This is a genomic window from Propylenella binzhouense (assembly GCF_009866965.1).
Classification (GTDB): domain Bacteria; phylum Pseudomonadota; class Alphaproteobacteria; order Rhizobiales; family Afifellaceae; genus Propylenella; species Propylenella binzhouense.
The window spans coordinates 36,735-52,070 of sequence record NZ_SPKJ01000022.1 but is presented as its reverse complement, the minus strand read 5'-3'; the positions used below and the strand labels follow the sequence as shown (position 1 = coordinate 52,070).

The window sequence follows — 15,336 nt, the reverse complement described above, 5'->3', positions numbered from 1 at the left end:
GCGCGCCCCTCCACGGCCGCCACGCGGCAGCCCTCGCCGGCGAGCCAGTCCGCGGCCGCCTCGCCGCTGCCGCGCCGGAGGTCGGTACCCGCGGAGAGCACGAGGCTCGGCTCGGTGTAGCCGGCCGCGGCAATCGCGACGTCCGGGCACCCGGCCGCGCGCTCCGCCTCGCCCACGATCCGCGGGCTGAGCCAGACCGTCTCGAATGCGGGCAGGGCAAACATGTAGATGCCCGCCTGGAGCGCCGCGCTGGCGAGAATTCCCGAAACGACGGCCGCCTGCACCCGGCCGTTCCAGAAGGCCCGCGCGCCGAGGAGGCCGGCCGCGATCGCCGCGATCAGGAAGAGGTCCGTCCAGGCCGGCAGGCGGCGTTCGACGAAGAGCAGCAGCCCGAGCGCGGCGAGCCCGAGCACGAGCGGGACGAGCGGCAGGAGGAACCCGAGCCCCCTCGCCCATCCCCGGATCCCGATCGTCCGGCCGGTCACGAGCGCCCTGCCTGCCATCAGGGCCAGGGCCGGGTAGAGCGGCAGCACGTAGTGCGGAAGCTTGGTCGGGATCGCTTCGAAGACGAGCCAGGCCGGCACCAGCCAGGCGAGGCAGAAGAGCGTTCCGGGCCGGCGCCAGTCGCGCGTCATCAGGGGCCAGGCAAGCAGCACGAAGGGCGTCGCCGGCCAGGCGGTGCCGAGAAGGGCAAGAAGATAGGAGCCCGGCGGCGCGCCGTGACTCTCCTGCCCGCCGGCGATCTTGCCGAGGAAATCGTGGCCGATCGCCTCGGAGAAGAAGGCGCCGTCCGTCTGGTAGGCGATCGCCGCGAACCAGGGCAGCACGACGAGCAGCATGAGCGGGAGCCCGGCGAGCGGCCTGAGCGACCCGAGGAGGGCGGCCGATCTCCGGGCGACCGTTAGCCCGAGCAGGGTGAGCCCGACGACGAGGACGACGACGGGTCCCTTGACGAGGATGCCGAGGCCGAGCGCGACCCAGAAGCCGAGCGCCATTGCCGTCGGCAGGCGCGCGCCCGGCGGGGACGCGCCGGTCCGGCCGGTGCCGGCCGCGCGCGGGACCGGGGCGGTCCGGACCCAGGCCGAGGCGAGAACCCATTGTGCCGCAAGCGTGAGGAAGAGAAGCACGGAATCGGTCTTCGCCAGCCGCGCCTCGACCCCGATCAGGATCGTGGCCGCGAAGAGCAGCGCCCCGACGAACCCCGACGCGCTGCCGAAGAGTGTCCAGCCGATCGCATAGACGAGGAGGACGGACCCGAAGGCGGCGACCTGCGAAGGCAGCCTGTATGCCCAGAGCGGCGCGTCGGCGCCCCCGAACGGCGCCGTCGCCGCCGCCTGCAGCCAGTAGATGCCGATCGGCTTCTTGTACCGCGCCTCGTCCTGGAAGCGGATGTCGAGATAGTTGCCGGTCTCGTGCATCTGGCGCGTCGCCTGCACGAACAGCGCCTCGTCGCGGTCGGTCGCCGGAAGATCGGCCACGCCGGGAACGAAAAGCGCGCCCGCGACTATGACGAGGATGAGGATCGCGATCGGCGGAAACCGGGCGGCACGTTTCAGCATGACGAGACCGCCGCCCTGCGGCGGCCGCTCGGGCAGATGGCTCATCCCGCTCTCCGTGCACCCCGCGTTCTGCTACGGAGAGATCCGTCGCATTTCAAGGCAGCCCGGGAGCGTGAAGAGCATGCAGCCATGAATGCCTATTACCAAGCCGGGGTCGCGCTGTTCCGCCGCAGCCTCGCGCTCGCGCGCGCGGAGATCGCGACGCTCGCCATCCTGCTCGTGATCGCCGGCGGCTCCTGGACCTTCGTCGAGCTGGCGGAAGAGGTCCGCGAAGGCTCCACCGCGGCGTTCGACCGCGCGATCATCCTCGCCCTTCGCAACCCGGCCAATCTGTCGGACCCGCTCGGTCCGCGCTGGTTCGAGGAGATGATGCGCGACGTGACCGCGCTCGGGAGCACGTTCTTCATCACCCTCTCCGCCGTCCTCGTCGTCGTCTATCTCCTGATGATCCGGAAGCGCGGCGCCGCGCTGATGGTGCTCTTCTCCGTCGCCGGCGGCACCCTCCTGAGCTTCAGCCTGAAGCGCGTCTTCGAGCGCAGCCGTCCCGATCTCGTGCCGCACGGCGCCGAGGTCTATACGGCGAGCTTTCCGAGCGGGCACGCCACCCTCTCCGCCGTCACCTTCCTCACCCTCGGCGTCCTGCTGACGCGGCTCGAACCGAAGCGGCGGCTCAAGGTGTTCTTTCTCGCCGTCTCGGTCGGGCTCACGCTCATCGTGGGCGGCAGCCGGATCTATCTCGGAGTCCACTGGCCCACGGACATCCTTGCCGGCTGGGCGCTCGGCTCCGCCTGGGCGATGTTCGTCTGGCTGGTCGCGCTCTGGCTGCAGCGGCGCGGCGAAGTCGAGCAGAGCGTGGACGCGGACGTGGACGACGGCGACGCGCCCGCCCGGCGCTAGGAACCCGGCCCGCGGCGCCGCTCCGAGCCGGGATTGCTGTAATAGGCCCGCTTCGTCTCATACATCGCGGCGTCGGCGCGCTTGACGACGTTCTCCAGCCGCTCGCCCGGCTCGCTCGTCGCGGCTCCGATCGCGAAGCTCAGCGCCGTTCCCGTATAGAACTGGTTGTTGAGCTCCAGAAGCTTCTCGAGCTTCTCGAGGAGAGGCTCGACCGCGGCCGCATCCGTTGCAGGCAGGAGGATCGCGAACTCGTCGCCGCCGATCCGTGCCGCATGGCCGGGCGGCTCCACCAGCTCGTTCAGCACCTCGCCCGCCCGCCTCAGAAGGGCGTCGCCGGCGGCGTGGCCGAGCGTGTCGTTGAGCGTCTTCAGGCCGTTGAGGTCGGCGATGATGACCGTCACGGGGGACGGTCCCTTCCGCTCGAGCCGGTTCAGCTCGTCGACATAGAAGGAGCGGTTGTAGAGCTTGGTGAGCACGTCGTGCTTGCCGAGATATTCGAGATAGGCCTCGGCCTTCTTGCGGGCGGTGATGTCCGTCAGCGCCACCTGCACCAGCGACCAGTCGCCCTCATGGCCCGGAAGCACGGAGAACTGCATGTGGACATGCAGCTCGCTGCCGTCCAGCGAGTAGTTCACCACCTCCCGCTGCTGGAAGAGCCTGCCCTCCCAGAGATCGGTGAGCTGTTCTCGGAAATGCGGCTCCATGTCGTCGCGCAGCACGTCCTGCAGCCGGTCGAAGAGCGTCTTCTTGTCCGGCGAGGAGAACATTTCGAGCGTGTGCCGATTGACGTCGATCACCCGGATCTCGCTCATGCAGCGCTCGACGAACTCGGGATGGACGTCCGTGAACACCCTGAAATCCTGGATGCCCCGGTCGCGAAGATCGTCGAGGAGCCGCTTCACGGCGGAGAAGTCCTCCACCCAGAGGGAAACCGGCGAATGCTCGAACAGCCCCCGCGCATATTCCTCGGCGGCCGTCAGCGCCCGGCGGGTCCTCTCCCGCTCGGTTACGTCCTCCACCGCGATGAGCACGCGGTCCAGGCTGTCCTCATGGCCGGGCAGGACCGTCCCCTGCAGGTGGATGTCCAGCCGGCGGCCGCTCAGCGTGTAGTTGACCGTGTTGCTCTCGAACTCGCGCGCGCCCTCCCAGAGCTGGCAGAGCTCCTCGATGTGGGTCGTCAGCATGTCGTCCCGGAACACGGTGCCGAGATTGGCGGCAAGGTGGGCAAGGTCGTCCGCCTCGAACAGCGAGAGCGTCTTGCGGTTCACCCTGAGGAGCCGGATGCGGTCGGAGCACGCCTTCACCCGGCCGGCATCGCACCGGAGATGATCCCTGAGCGAGGTGATGCCCGCCGCGCGCCAGGCCTCGAACTGCTCCCGGACCGCGCTGAAATCCTCCAGCCAGAGCGAAACCGGCGCGAGGTCGAACATCTCGGCCTCGTCGCGGCGATCCGTTTCCGTCGATCCTGAATCGGCTGTCGGGCTGATGAACATTAGCTGGCTCATTGGCGCAATGCGGTCTCGGCACGATCAAATTGCAGACAATTCTACTAACTTTGCATTGCTGGGGGAATTCGCCATGGGGGTCGGCCGCTCTGCGCGACCTGCATGGCGGACCGGCGCCGGAAAGGGGCCGGTCCGCTTTCGCCCCTCCCGGCTCAGTGGCCGGTCGCGCCGTGCTCCCCGGAGTCCGGCTGATGCCCGATCGCCTCGACCTTGAACGTGACCGCGACCGTGCCGGCCCGCTCGAAGGTAAGCGAGCCCGGAATGCTCTCGCCCTCCTTCAGGGGCTGCTTCAGCCCCATCATCATGAGGTGCAGGCCGCTCGGCTGCAACACCGCCTCGCCGCCGGCCGGAATCGCGATCCCGCCGGCGACCGGCCGCATCTTCATGACGCCGTCGCTCATCGTCATCTCGTGAATCTCGACCTTCGTCGCGGCTTCGGCCGTGGCGGATACGAGCCGATCCGGCTCCGTGCCCGCATTCCTGACGACGAGATAGCCGCCCCCGACCTCCGCCCTCGGCGGCGTTGCCCGGGTCCAGGGATGGACGATGGTGAGAGGCCCGGCCTTGAACTCGTGCGCCGACGCCAGGGTGGCGGCGGCCGGAGCAAGCGCCAGGGCGCAGAGGAGAAGAGCCAGGTTCCGCACGCGGGAAAACCTGGAGGACAAACGTGAAGCGGCGTTCGCGCCGGAAACAGAACGTGTCATTGCATGCTCCATCCGCTCCGCATCGCACCGATGCAGGCGATTTCGACTGAGTCTGGGGATCGCTGCCTGGGCAGCGTTCAGACCAGCCGGGGCGGCCCGCGCGATCCGACGGAGGATCGCTCGGCAGGCGTCGGGACGTCCTCCGCCGGCGGCGCGGGGAGAGAAGGCGACCCGTGCAGCGCGGCGAAGACGGGGCCGGGTTCCGGGAGGGGCGGCCCTCCCGTCGCGAGGTTGCAGCCCGCCTTGCAGCAATCAGCCGGCCCGCCCGGGGCATGATCGGAGCGGTGGTCGCCGGCCCCCGCATGCGCCGACGTGACGCAGAGCGCACCGCCCCAGGCGTCCCGCCCGGCCGGCGGCGCCGCATGGAGGCCGAGGGACGCCGCCATCAGGACCGCCTCGACGACGAGCGCAAGCGCGGCGGCGAGCGCCAGGTTGCTTCTCCGTCTCGCGATTGCGATGCGCCTCATCCGGCTTCCGATCGACCCTGGGATTGGTGACCCCGGCAGGATTCGAACCTGCGACCAATAGCTTAGAAGGCTACTGCTCTATCCACTGAGCTACGGGGCCATCTTTGCGGCCATGTCTGCGGCCGGGACGGCGGGACGGCGCGGCGCCGGACTTAATGGGTCCAGGGCTGCGCGCGGTCGCGCCGGAAATTGTCGGCATAGGAGATCGCGCGGCGCTTCTTCTCCCGGGGCTCGAAGACGAGATAGGGGATGTCGTTGCGCTCGGCATAGGCGATCGCCTCTTCCTTGGTGTCGAATCTGAGACGCACCTGGCTCAGCATGTCGGTCGAAGCCGTATAGCCCATCAGAGGCTCGATCGTGCGCGGCGCCTCCGGCTCGAACTCGAGCACCCATTCCTTGGTCTTCGCCTCGCCCGAGCTCATCGCGGTGCGCGCGGGCCGGTAGATTCGCGCCGTCATTCCACTTTCCTCGATCTGCGCAGCCGTCTCCGACCCGCCGAGGGGTCCGGAGGTCGATGATACTGGTGCCGGCTGAGGGACTCGAACCCCCGACCCTCTGATTACAAATCAGATGCTCTACCAACTGAGCTAAGCCGGCGCGCGGATCGATTTAGCCCGTTACGCCCGGACTGGAAAGAGTCCGGCGGGCGAGGCGAAGACGTCCGGGCGGCTCATTCCGGCCAGACCGGATTCGACCAGGCGCGCCGCCCGGCCGCATCGGTCACCACCACCCGCAGCCAGTCGCCGGCGAATTTCGCAACAGGAAGGCGCGCCCGCGTGATCTGGCGGCCATAGGCGGTCTCAGCACGCGTCCCGCGCCCGACGAGAGCCACCGTGGTCGCGGGCGAGCACGCCACCTCCAGCTCGCCTCCGTCGAGTCCCATGCCGTCGATCCTCAGACCCTGGCTCGAATAGAACGCGCCGTCCTTCATGGCGGAAAGGAGCGCCTCCGGATCGTTCTCCTCCGCCTTCACCATGATCCAGCCGCCGCCGGAATCCGGCCAGCGGAAATGCGCGTCGTCGGCCGCATAGGCGTTGAGCCGATGGCCCTCGTTGAGCAGCTGATCGAGAAGATAGGCGCCGTCCGGCCGTGCGCACTCGATGTCGCAGGTGAAGTTGTAGATCTCCACCGCATGGGCGATTCCGGCGAGGGCGCGGCCGTCCTCGATGGTGAGCCCGGACCATTGCGGATGGGCGATGCCGACGAACGCGCCGGATTTGCGCGCGCGCTGCGCGAGCGCGACGCCGTCCTCCTGCTCGGCCGGCGGCGCGAAATCCCGGGGCAGCCCGACGGCGAGAATATGCCAGAGCTCGCCGTGGCTCGTCGCCGGCGCGTGCGTCTCGGCCCCGAGGATCGTCGTGAAGCGGTTGGTGCGGCAGGCGCGCGTGTCGGTGATCGGAAAGCCGTAGCGCGGCAGGAAATGATCCGACAGGCAGAGGAAATCGTAGCCCGCATCGGCATAGATGCGCGCGACCGCCTCAGGCGGCAGAACGCCGTCGGAGCTGCTGGAATGCGTGTGGACATTGCCGCGGAAGAAGCGGCCTCCCCGCTCGAAGGCTCTCAAGGTCATGCGCTCTCGCTCTCCTCCTGTGCACGCGCGGCCCGGCCGGCGGACCAACTGCTTCGTCCGCGCGTGCATCGCCGGCCCGGACCGGCCGATCCCGCGGGCGCGCCCGGCGTGGCGAACGCCGCCTTAAGGGGCCGGGCCGCCTTTCTCTGAAAATTTTTCGCCTTAACCATCTTCGTTGGCGGTTTCGAAACCAAGGTTGCCGGAGGCTGATGGCATCCTGTTGACTTCCCGGATGGCGACCATGACTGCCGAAGAAGCGACCAGGCTCCTGGCACTCCTCCAGTCCGAAGACGACGACGTGCCGGAGATCGACCAGACCGCCCTGATCAGGGCCTATCTGTGCGCGATCCGGGCCGCGGGGACCGATCCCCTGCTCTGAGCCGGCCAGGCTCCGGTTCGCCGCGCCGTCAGAAGAAGACGATCATCATCAGGAAGATGCCTGTCGCGAAGGCGATCCCGACGATTGCCGCGCGGGCGATGTCCTTCCGAAACGGTGTCATGGCGGTGTGCGGCGTCTTCATGCGGCGGTCCGGCGGTCCGCGTGGTTTGAATCGGATTTTACGCAAAGGCCGTTCACGCGCCACAGCTTTCGCGGGCGTCGCTGTCCGCCGGTCAGGCCGCTTCGGGACCGATCCGCTGCCGCAGCCACGCGGCATAGCTTGCATTCGCGTCTTCGAGCGGAAGGGTGAGGACGGCCGGGATCTCGTAGGGATGCTCGCGCTCGACGAGCACGCGGAGGCGAGCGGCGGCGGAGGCCGAGGTCTTGAGGAGGAGCACGCATTCCCCGGCTTCCTCCACGGCGCCCTCCCACTCGTAGATGGCGGTCATCGACGGCAGGATGTTCGCGCAGCCGGCGAGCCGCGCCTCGACCGCGGCGCGCCCGATCCGCTTCGCCGTGTCGGCATCGGGACACGGCATGTAGAGCAGCTTGAACTCCGCCGTCGGATCCATCGGCAATGCCCTGCCCTCGGCCCTTTGCGATATCCGGCCGCCATGATAGGCCAGCTTCGCTCCCGGTCCACACCTCTCCCGCCATGACGAAGATCGCCATTCTCGCCAGCGACGCGCCCGACGCGATTGAGGCCGCCGAGGAGCTGCGCCGCCGCTACGGCGAGGTGCTGCCGCACCAGGCCGACGTCATCGTCGCGCTTGGCGGCGACGGCTTCATGCTGCAGATGCTGCACCGGTTCATGAACACGGGGCAGCCGATCTACGGCATGAACCGCGGCACGGTCGGCTTCCTGATGAACGAGTACCGTCCCGACGGGCTGCCCGACCGGATCGAGGCGGCGAAGACGCAGGTCATCCGGCCGCTCGCGATGATCGCGAAGCTGTCGGACGGCCGCACCCTCTCCGCAAAGGCGATCAACGAGGTCTCGCTGCTCAGGCAATCCTACCAGGCGGCCAAGCTGCAGGTCTCGATCGACGGCCAGGTCCGGCTCGACGAGCTCATCTGCGACGGCATTCTGATCGCGACGCCGGCCGGCTCGACCGCATACAACCTTTCCGCCCACGGGCCGATCATCCCGATCAACGCGCCTCTCCTCGCGCTGACGCCGATCAGTCCGTTCCGGCCGCGCCACTGGCGCGGCGCCCTGCTGCCGGACAATGTCAGGGTCCGGATCACGGTGCTGCAGCCCGACAAGCGGCCCGTCAACGCGGTGGCGGACCATTTCGAGCTGAAGAGCGTGCGCGAGGTCGAGATCGTCGAGGACAAGACCGATTCCTGCATGATCATGTTCGATGCCGGTCACAGCTGGGAGGAGCGGATCCTTGCGGAGCAGTTCCGCTACTGAGGCTCAGGCCGCCTGCATCACGCTCGCTATGTAGTCGCGGGCGGCCTCGCGCTTGGCCTCGGCCGCAAACCGGCGCAGCAGCGCGAGGATCTGGTCCAGCTCCTTGTCGGCGCGCGAGCCGTAGCGCGCGATGATGGCGTCGATCAGCCGCGTGGCGCGGCGATAGTCGGTGCCGGCGCCCTCGCCGTCGACGCTGCGGAGCACCTCGACGGCCGCTTCGAAGGCGGCGAATGTCCGTTCCGGAAGCTTTGCGCGGGCGAGGAGCGCACGCAGCGCCGAGGCGCGGCCGGACCGTACCACGCCGGCCACCCTGTCGTGCGGAACCTCGGCCAGGACCTCGAGCGCGGTCTCGAAGAAGAGCGTCTGCCCGGAAGCGATCGCCCTGACGAGGAGCGCCGGCGTCAGCGCGTTCGACCGCGCGAGGGCATCGACGAGGTTCGGCATCTCTTCGGCCGGCGCCTCGAAGGCCATCGCGATGGTGACCCGTTCGCAGGCGTCGCGCGTCACCAGCTCGGCCCGGTCCGCCGGCAGCCAGTTGCGCGAGACGGCGAAGTCCCGGAGCGCAGTGGAGAGCCTGGCGACGAGGGCCTGCCGGATCTCGACGGGCAGGTCGCAGCGGCCGAGAAGCAGCTCGCGGAGCTCCGGGTCGCCGCCGTGCCGCTCCACCATCCGGTCGAGCGAGAAGCGGGCGATCCGCGCGCCCGGATTGCAGAGGAGCTCGACGCAGACGCGCGCGGAGGCGACCTCGGAGAGCGCAGCCGCGACGGCGCGCGAGATGACCGGGCGCCGCGCGATCGCAACCTGCACCGCCTCCTCGCGCGTCCCGATCAGATCGACGAGTTCGGAATCGAAGAGGATCGGCGAGCGCTCGGCGACGAGGGCCGCAATCTGCACCCGGTCCGCTGCGAGGCCGAGCACGAGATGGTGCGGCGCCTGGTCGCTGTCGGCGACGGCATCGGCGAGCGCGAGGCGGACGTCCGGCGAGGGATCGTCCAGGAGCACGGTGAGCGTCGCCTCGATGCCGTCCCGCTCCTCCTCGGACAGGGCGGAATAGAGAAACGCCCGCGCCAGGGCATGGGCTGCTTCGGCCCGCCGCGGCACCGGCGCGCTCCCCATCCAATGCAGAAACCGCTCCACGATCATCCGGACTTCGGCAGCCGCCCCGTTTCGACGCCTGATCCTGCACGGGGAGGCTTAATGATTGGTTCACCCTAACGCGCCTTCGCGGCGCTTGCGCCGGCCGCGGCCGGTCGGCAAGGATCGCGGCACGAACCGAGGGAGGAACGGCGTGGCGGGGCTCCATTACGAGGATTTCGAGGTCGGCCGGCTGTTCCGGCATGCGATCACCCGCACGGTGACCGAGATGGACAACGTCCTCTTCTCGTCGCTGACCATGAACCCGCAGCCGCTCCACATCGACCGCCATTTCTGCGAGACCCGCACCGAATGGGGCCAGCCGCTCGTGAACTCGCTCTTCACGCTCGGCCTGATGATCGGCATCACCGTCCACGACACGACGCTCGGCACGACGATCGCCAATCTCGGCATGAGCGACGTACGGTTTCCGCATCCCCTCTTCCACGGCGACACGATCCGCGTGGAGACGGAGGTCGTCGGCAAGCGCCTGTCGAAATCGCGCCAGGACGCGGGCATCGTCGAGTTCGAGCACCGCGCCTTCAACCAGCAGGAGCGCCTGGTGGCGAGCTGCCGGCGCCAGGCCTTCATGAAGACCCGGACCCTGTCGGTCTGATGCGCTCGCTCCTCTTCGTTCCGGCCGACAGCCCGCGCAAGCTCGAGAAGTCCGTGTCGAGCGGCGCGGACGCCCTCATCCTCGACCTCGAGGATTCGGTCGCCGGCGACCGCAAGGCGGCCGCACGCGCGACCGCCCTCGCCTTCCTCCGGGAGTGGCGCAACGAAAGCGGCGTCCCCCGCATCTTCGTCCGCATCAACGCGCTCGGCTCCGGCCTTTCCAGCCTCGACCTCGACGTCGTCATGACCGGCGCGCCCGACGGGATCATGCTCCCCAAGGCGACCGGCGGCGCCGACATCACGCTCCTCGACGCACGGCTCGCGGTCCGCGAAGCGCTCCACGACTTGCCGCCCGGCTCGACCGGGATCCTCGCCATAGCGACGGAGACGCCGTCGGCGATCTTCGGCCTCGGCACCTACAAGGGGGCGAGCGCCCGGCTCGGCGGGCTGAGCTGGGGCGCGGAGGACCTCTCCGCCGAGATCGGCGCGCTGGCCACGCGCGAGCCTTCCGGGGCCTGGACCGAACCGTTCCGGCTCGCCCGCGGCCTCGTGCTCTTCGCCGCCCATGCGGCAGGCACCGCGGCCATCGACACGGTCTACGTGAACTTCCGCGACCAGTCCGGGCTGCGCGCCGAGGCGGCCCAGGCCGCCCGGGACGGCTTCACCGCGAAGCTCGCCATCCATCCGGACCAGGTTCCGGTGATCAACGAGGCGTTCACGCCGGACCAGGCCGCGGTGGCACGCGCGGAGCGCGTGGTCGCGGCCTTCGCGGAGGCAGGGCAATCCGGCGTCGCTTCGCTCGACGGAACGATGCTCGACCGGCCGCATCTCGTGCTCGCCCGGCGCATTCTTTCGCGAGCGGAAGCGCGGCGCTAGGCCTTCGGCCGCACCATCGCGAAAAGGCTGTCGACCGAAGCGTAGTCCATGTACCCGCACCGCGCGATCGGATGCGCGGCGGCGAGATCGAACCGTCCGTCCCGGACGAAGCGGTCGTCGATATGGACCCCGACCACCTGGCCGAAGGCGACGGTCGCCGACGTCGGGCTGCCGTCGAGATCGGTAAGCGGGACCACCTTGAGGAGCCTGCATTCGAGCGCCGCGGCGGCGCGCGCGACGCGTGGCGCGCCGACGACCTCGCATTCCGCCATTTCCAGCCCGGCGCGCTCGAATTCGCTGGCGCCCGGGGCAAGCGGGGCCGAGCTCGCGTTCATCGCCTCGCGAAGGTCGAAGGAGGCGAAGTTGCACACGAACTCGCCGGTCGCCTCGATGTTGCGGAGACTGTCCTTGCGGCTCTCCGAGGAGAACATCACCACCGGCGGCGCGCTCGCCACCGCGTTGAAGAAGCTGTAGGGCGCAAGGTTCGGGCGTCCCTCGGCGTCGCGCGTCGAGATCCATCCGATCGGCCGCGGCGCGACGATCGCCTTGAAGGGATCGTGCGGCAGGCCGTGCCCCTCGGCGGGCCGGTAGAACATCAGGCCGGTCCTCCGGGCCAGTAGGTCACGAGCGAATCGATGTCGGGCCGCTCCCGCTCGGCCGGCGGCAAGGAAGGAGTGCCGATATGGACGAAGCCGGCGATCCGCTCGCCCGGCTTCGCGCCGAGCAGCGCGGCGGCCTCCTCGTCATAGGCGTACCAGCCGGTGAGCCATTGCGCCGCGAACCCGAAGGCATGGCAGGCATGGACGAGGTTCAGGCAGACCGCGCCGGCCGAGAGCTGCTGCTCCCAGACGGGCACCTTCTGCCCTTCGGCGGCCCGGGAGACGACGGCGACGACCACCGGCGCCTCCCCGAAAGTCCTCGCCCGCTCCGCGCGCCGCGCCGCCTCCCGCTCGTCGGAGATGCCGGCCGCCATCGCCCTGAGCCTCTCCACCAGCCCCGGCCGCGCGGCATTCTCGTAGACGATGAAGCGCCAGGGCGCGAGCTTGCCGTGGTCGGGCACGCGCGCGGCGATCGTCAGAATGTCCCGGAGGGTGCGACCGTCCGGGCCGGGTTCCTTCAGCTGCGCGGCCGCGATGGTCCGCCGCGATCTCAGATAGTCGACAAGGGGTGCGTTCGCGCCCACGTTCTTCTTTCCCGTCTTGAATTCGCCACGCTGGCGGGATTACCACGGGGTCGAGCAAAAGCGAATTCCATGAGCCGCACACTCCTCCTCACCGGCATCATCCTCGCCATGGTCGCGGGCCAGCCGGCCGGGGCGGGGGACAATTTCACGAAGCGGCCGATGGAATTCCTGCCCGATCCGGGCTCGCTCAGCCTTCCCGATCCGGCCCAGGTGCTGAAGACGCCGGTCCCCTATGCACCGGCCGAGCGCAGCCATGACGGTGCGGACGCCGTCGGGACCGAGATTCTCCTCGAAGCCCGCCTGAACGAGCAGGGCGAGCCGGTGTCGCAGGGCGTGCTCTGGCGGGTCTTCAGCGAGACCCCGGAACAGAACGGCGACCTGCCGCTCGTTGCGACCGCGCGCGGCGGCACGACCTCGATCCAGCTCGAGCCCGGCGCCTATCTCGTGCATGCCGCGTTCGGCCTCGCGGGGGCGACGAAGCGGATCAATGTCGGCCAGGACGCCCTTCTCGAGAGCCTCGTGCTCGATGCGGGGGGTCTCAAGCTCAGCGCGATCGCCGGCGAGGATCATGCGATACCCACCGACCGGCTCACTTTCGAGATCTCCCGCGACGGCGAGGACAGCGGGCCCCCGCTCGTCGTGCCGAACGTCAAGCCGGACCGCGTCGTCCGCCTGCAGGCCGGCAATTACCACGTCGTCAGCCGTTACGGCCAGGTCAACGCCGTGGTTCGCGCCGATATCGAGGTGAATGCCGGCAAGCTGACGGAGATCGTCTTCCGCCATTCCGGCGCGCAGGTCACGCTGAAGCTGGTGGCGAACGAGGGCGGCGAGGCGATCGCCAACACGAGCTGGGCGGTCCTCACCAAGGAGGGCGAGACGCTCCAGGAAAGCGTCGGTGCGTTCCCGCAGCTCGTGCTGGCCGAAGGCGAATACACCGCCGTCGCGCGCCATGACGGCCACGTCTACCGCCGGGACTTCAAGATCGAACCGGGCCTCGACCGCGACGTCGAGGTGCGGCTCAGCGACATCGTCTCCTACGACTGACCGGGAACCGGCAAGCCGGGCGGAAGCTCGGCTTTCCCGCAAGCCCGTTCAGGCGGCAAGGTCCGGAGCGCGCGCTTCCGAGGCGAGCTGCGCCAGGATCTCCTCGAGCCCGGCGGTCGCCTGCTCCTTCGAGCCGAGCCTGCGCACGGAGACGGTGCGCTCCTCCGCCTCGCGCCGGCCGACGACGAGCATGACCGGCACCTTCGCCACCGAATGCTCGCGGACCTTGTAGTTGATCTTCTCGTTCCGAAGATCGGCGGCGACCCTCAGCCCGGCCTTCTCCAGGCGTTCCGCGACCTCCTCCGCATAGGGATCGGCATCGGAGGTGATGGTGGCGACGACGGCCTGGACGGGCGCGAGCCAGAACGGCAGCCGCCCGGCGGAATCCTCGATCAGGATGCCGATGAAGCGCTCGAACGAGCCGAGCACGGCGCGATGCAGCATGACCGGCCGGTGCTTCTGGCCATCCTCGGCGACATAGGCCGCGCCGAGCCGCTCCGGCAGCACGAAGTCGACCTGCAGCGTCCCGCATTGCCAGTCGCGCCCGATCGCATCGGTCAGCACGAATTCGAGTTTCGGTCCGTAGAAGGCGCCCTCGCCCGGGTTGAGCTCCACCTCGTAGCCGGCGGCGCGGGTGGCCTCCATGAGCGCGGCCTCGGCCTGGTCCCACACCGCGTCGGAGCCCGCGCGCTTCTCCGGCCGGTCGGAGAACTTGATGCGGAACTGCGAGAAGCCGAGATCGCGGTAGATCGAGGAGAGCAGCGCGCAGAAGCGCACGGTCTCGTCGGTGATCTGGTCCTCGCGGCAGAAGATGTGCGCGTCGTCCTGGGTGAAGCCGCGCACCCGCATGATGCCGTGCAGCGCGCCCGACGGCTCGTAGCGGTGGCACGACCCGAATTCGGCGAGCCGGAGCGGCAGGTCGCGATAGGACTTGATGCCCTGGTTGAAGATCTGGATGTGGCCGGGACAGTTCATCGGCTTCAGCGCCGCCACGAGCCTGTCCTCGCGGCCCTCCTCCTCGACCTCCGCCACGAACATCGATTCGCGGAACTTCTCCCAATGGCCGGACGCTTCCCAAAGCTTGCGGTCGATCAGCTGGGGCGTCTTGACCTCCTGATAGCCGGCCGCGTCGAGCCTCCGGCGCAGATAGGCCTCGAGCGCGCGCCAGATCGCCCAGCCCTTCGGGTGCCAGAACACCATGCCGGGCGCCTCTTCCTGGAGATGAAAGAGGTCCATCTCGCGGCCGAGCCGGCGATGGTCGCGCTTCTCCGCCTCCTCGAGCATGTGGAGATAGGCGTCGAGCTCGTTCCGGTCGCGCCAGGCGGTGCCGTAGATGCGCTGGAGCTGCGGCCCGCGCGCATCGCCCCGCCAATAGGCGCCGGCAAGCTTCATCAGCTTGAAGGCGTCGCCGATCCGGCCGGTGGAGGGCATGTGCGGACCCCGGCAGAGGTCGAACCACTCGCCCTGCCGATAGATCTTCACGTCCTCGCCCTCGGGAATGGCGTCGACCAGCTCGACCTTGAAGCGCTCGCCCTTCGCGTCGAAGACGGCCTTGGCGCGCGCGCGTTCCCACACCTCCTTGGTGAAGGGCCTGTCGTGCGCGATGATCTCGCGCATTTTCGCCTCGATCGCCGCGAAATCTTCGGTCGAGAACGGCTCGTTGCGGAAGAAGTCGTAATAGAATCCGTTCTCGATCACCGGTCCGATGGTGACCTGGGTTCCCGGAAAGAGGTCCTGGACCGCCTCCGCCAGCACGTGCGCGCAATCGTGGCGGATGAGTTCCAGCGCATCGCGGTCGCTGCGCGTGACGATCTCGATCCTGGCATCGTTCCGAATCGGATCGGCGAGGTCGCCGAGCACGCCGTCGACCTTCACCGCGACCGCCTTCTTGGCGAGCGACTTCGAGATCGAGGCTGCGATGTCCGCCCCCGAGACGCCGCGCTCGTAGGACCGCTGCGCGCCGTCGGGCAAGGTGATGGTGATCAA

The 15,336-nt window shown here is 69.1% G+C and carries 17 protein-coding genes and 2 tRNA genes; 6 read left to right on the top strand and 13 right to left on the bottom strand.

What is annotated here, in order from left to right; translation table 11 throughout:
• Nucleotides 1-1,604: ArnT family glycosyltransferase (locus E4O86_RS09055; protein WP_161140206.1), on the bottom strand; the 1,604-nt coding region annotated here is incomplete at its 3' end.
• A gap of 84 nt (nt 1,605-1,688) precedes the next feature.
• Between E4O86_RS09055 and E4O86_RS09050 the strand changes: the two genes are divergently transcribed.
• Nucleotides 1,689-2,456: a phosphatase PAP2 family protein gene (locus tag E4O86_RS09050; protein WP_161140205.1), complete on the top strand. Its 768-nt coding sequence runs from the start codon at nt 1,689-1,691 to the stop codon at nt 2,454-2,456.
• On the opposite strand, the gene E4O86_RS09045 is transcribed toward E4O86_RS09050, so the two are convergent.
• The 7 genes from E4O86_RS09045 to E4O86_RS09015 all read right to left on the bottom strand — a co-directional run bounded on the left by E4O86_RS09045 (nt 2,453) and on the right by E4O86_RS09015 (nt 6,702).
• Nucleotides 2,453-3,949 (bottom strand): sensor domain-containing diguanylate cyclase, encoded by a 1,497-nt coding sequence (locus E4O86_RS09045; RefSeq protein ID WP_161140212.1) that lies wholly within the window; start codon nt 3,947-3,949, stop codon nt 2,453-2,455. The two genes, E4O86_RS09050 and E4O86_RS09045, sit on opposite strands and share 4 nt — an antisense overlap.
• A gap of 164 nt (nt 3,950-4,113) precedes the next feature.
• Nucleotides 4,114-4,605 carry a copper chaperone PCu(A)C gene (locus tag E4O86_RS09040; protein ID WP_343039129.1) on the bottom strand — a complete coding sequence of 164 codons (492 nt, stop codon included), beginning with the start codon at nt 4,603-4,605 and terminating at the stop codon, nt 4,114-4,116.
• A 137-nt stretch (nt 4,606-4,742) separates the two neighbouring features.
• Nucleotides 4,743-5,132: a hypothetical protein gene (locus E4O86_RS09035; protein ID WP_161140203.1), complete on the bottom strand. Its 390-nt coding sequence runs from the start codon at nt 5,130-5,132 to the stop codon at nt 4,743-4,745.
• A gap of 24 nt (nt 5,133-5,156) precedes the next feature.
• A tRNA-Arg gene (locus E4O86_RS09030) sits at nt 5,157-5,232 on the bottom strand.
• 52 nt (nt 5,233-5,284) lie between these two features.
• Nucleotides 5,285-5,590 (bottom strand): ETC complex I subunit, encoded by a 306-nt coding sequence (locus tag E4O86_RS09025; RefSeq protein WP_161140202.1) that lies wholly within the window; start codon nt 5,588-5,590, stop codon nt 5,285-5,287.
• A gap of 63 nt (nt 5,591-5,653) precedes the next feature.
• Nucleotides 5,654-5,729: transfer RNA gene (locus tag E4O86_RS09020), tRNA-Thr, on the bottom strand.
• Between the two features lie 73 nt (nt 5,730-5,802).
• Nucleotides 5,803-6,702, bottom strand: a complete 900-nt coding sequence (locus tag E4O86_RS09015; RefSeq protein ID WP_161140201.1) for a CehA/McbA family metallohydrolase — start codon at nt 6,700-6,702, stop codon at nt 5,803-5,805.
• A gap of 241 nt (nt 6,703-6,943) precedes the next feature.
• On the opposite strand from E4O86_RS09015, the gene E4O86_RS09010 reads away from it, so the two are divergent.
• A complete protein-coding gene (locus tag E4O86_RS09010) occupies nt 6,944-7,081 on the top strand; it encodes a hypothetical protein (RefSeq protein ID WP_161140200.1) in 138 nt (45 codons plus the stop codon).
• Nucleotides 7,082-7,314: 233 nt separating this feature from the next.
• Here E4O86_RS09010 and cutA read toward each other — a convergent pair whose 3' ends face one another.
• Nucleotides 7,315-7,653, bottom strand: a complete 339-nt coding sequence (cutA, locus tag E4O86_RS09005) for a divalent-cation tolerance protein CutA (RefSeq protein ID WP_161140199.1) — start codon at nt 7,651-7,653, stop codon at nt 7,315-7,317.
• 83 nt (nt 7,654-7,736) lie between these two features.
• Between cutA and E4O86_RS09000 the strand changes: the two genes are divergently transcribed.
• Nucleotides 7,737-8,498: an NAD kinase gene (locus E4O86_RS09000; RefSeq protein WP_161140198.1), complete on the top strand. Its 762-nt coding sequence runs from the start codon at nt 7,737-7,739 to the stop codon at nt 8,496-8,498.
• A 3-nt stretch (nt 8,499-8,501) separates the two neighbouring features.
• Here E4O86_RS09000 and E4O86_RS08995 read toward each other — a convergent pair whose 3' ends face one another.
• A complete protein-coding gene (locus tag E4O86_RS08995) occupies nt 8,502-9,635 on the bottom strand; it encodes a DUF2336 domain-containing protein (RefSeq protein WP_161140197.1) in 1,134 nt (377 codons plus the stop codon).
• A gap of 151 nt (nt 9,636-9,786) precedes the next feature.
• Between E4O86_RS08995 and E4O86_RS08990 the strand changes: the two genes are divergently transcribed.
• Together E4O86_RS08990 and E4O86_RS08985 are read left to right on the top strand one after the other, a co-directional pair.
• Nucleotides 9,787-10,248, top strand: coding sequence for a MaoC/PaaZ C-terminal domain-containing protein (locus tag E4O86_RS08990; RefSeq protein WP_161140196.1), 462 nt, complete (start codon nt 9,787-9,789; stop codon nt 10,246-10,248).
• On the top strand, nt 10,248-11,123 hold the full coding sequence (locus E4O86_RS08985) for an HpcH/HpaI aldolase/citrate lyase family protein (RefSeq protein ID WP_161140195.1): 876 nt from the start codon (nt 10,248-10,250) through the stop codon (nt 11,121-11,123). The genes E4O86_RS08990 and E4O86_RS08985 overlap by 1 nt, the downstream gene beginning before the upstream one ends.
• On the opposite strand, the gene E4O86_RS08980 is transcribed toward E4O86_RS08985, so the two are convergent.
• Entirely contained in the window at nt 11,120-11,719 is a 600-nt protein-coding gene (locus E4O86_RS08980; protein WP_161140194.1) for a flavin reductase family protein, read from the bottom strand. The genes E4O86_RS08985 and E4O86_RS08980 overlap by 4 nt on opposite strands.
• Nucleotides 11,719-12,306 (bottom strand): nitroreductase family protein, encoded by a 588-nt coding sequence (locus tag E4O86_RS08975; RefSeq protein WP_161140193.1) that lies wholly within the window; start codon nt 12,304-12,306, stop codon nt 11,719-11,721. The genes E4O86_RS08980 and E4O86_RS08975 overlap by 1 nt, the downstream gene beginning before the upstream one ends.
• A 69-nt stretch (nt 12,307-12,375) precedes the next feature.
• Here E4O86_RS08975 and E4O86_RS08970 point away from each other — a divergent pair, with 69 nt between their 5' ends.
• A complete protein-coding gene (locus tag E4O86_RS08970) occupies nt 12,376-13,350 on the top strand; it encodes a hypothetical protein (protein ID WP_161140192.1) in 975 nt (324 codons plus the stop codon).
• A 48-nt stretch (nt 13,351-13,398) separates the two neighbouring features.
• Here E4O86_RS08970 and thrS read toward each other — a convergent pair whose 3' ends face one another.
• Nucleotides 13,399-15,336: a threonine--tRNA ligase gene (gene thrS / locus E4O86_RS08965; RefSeq protein WP_161140191.1), complete on the bottom strand. Its 1,938-nt coding sequence runs from the start codon at nt 15,334-15,336 to the stop codon at nt 13,399-13,401.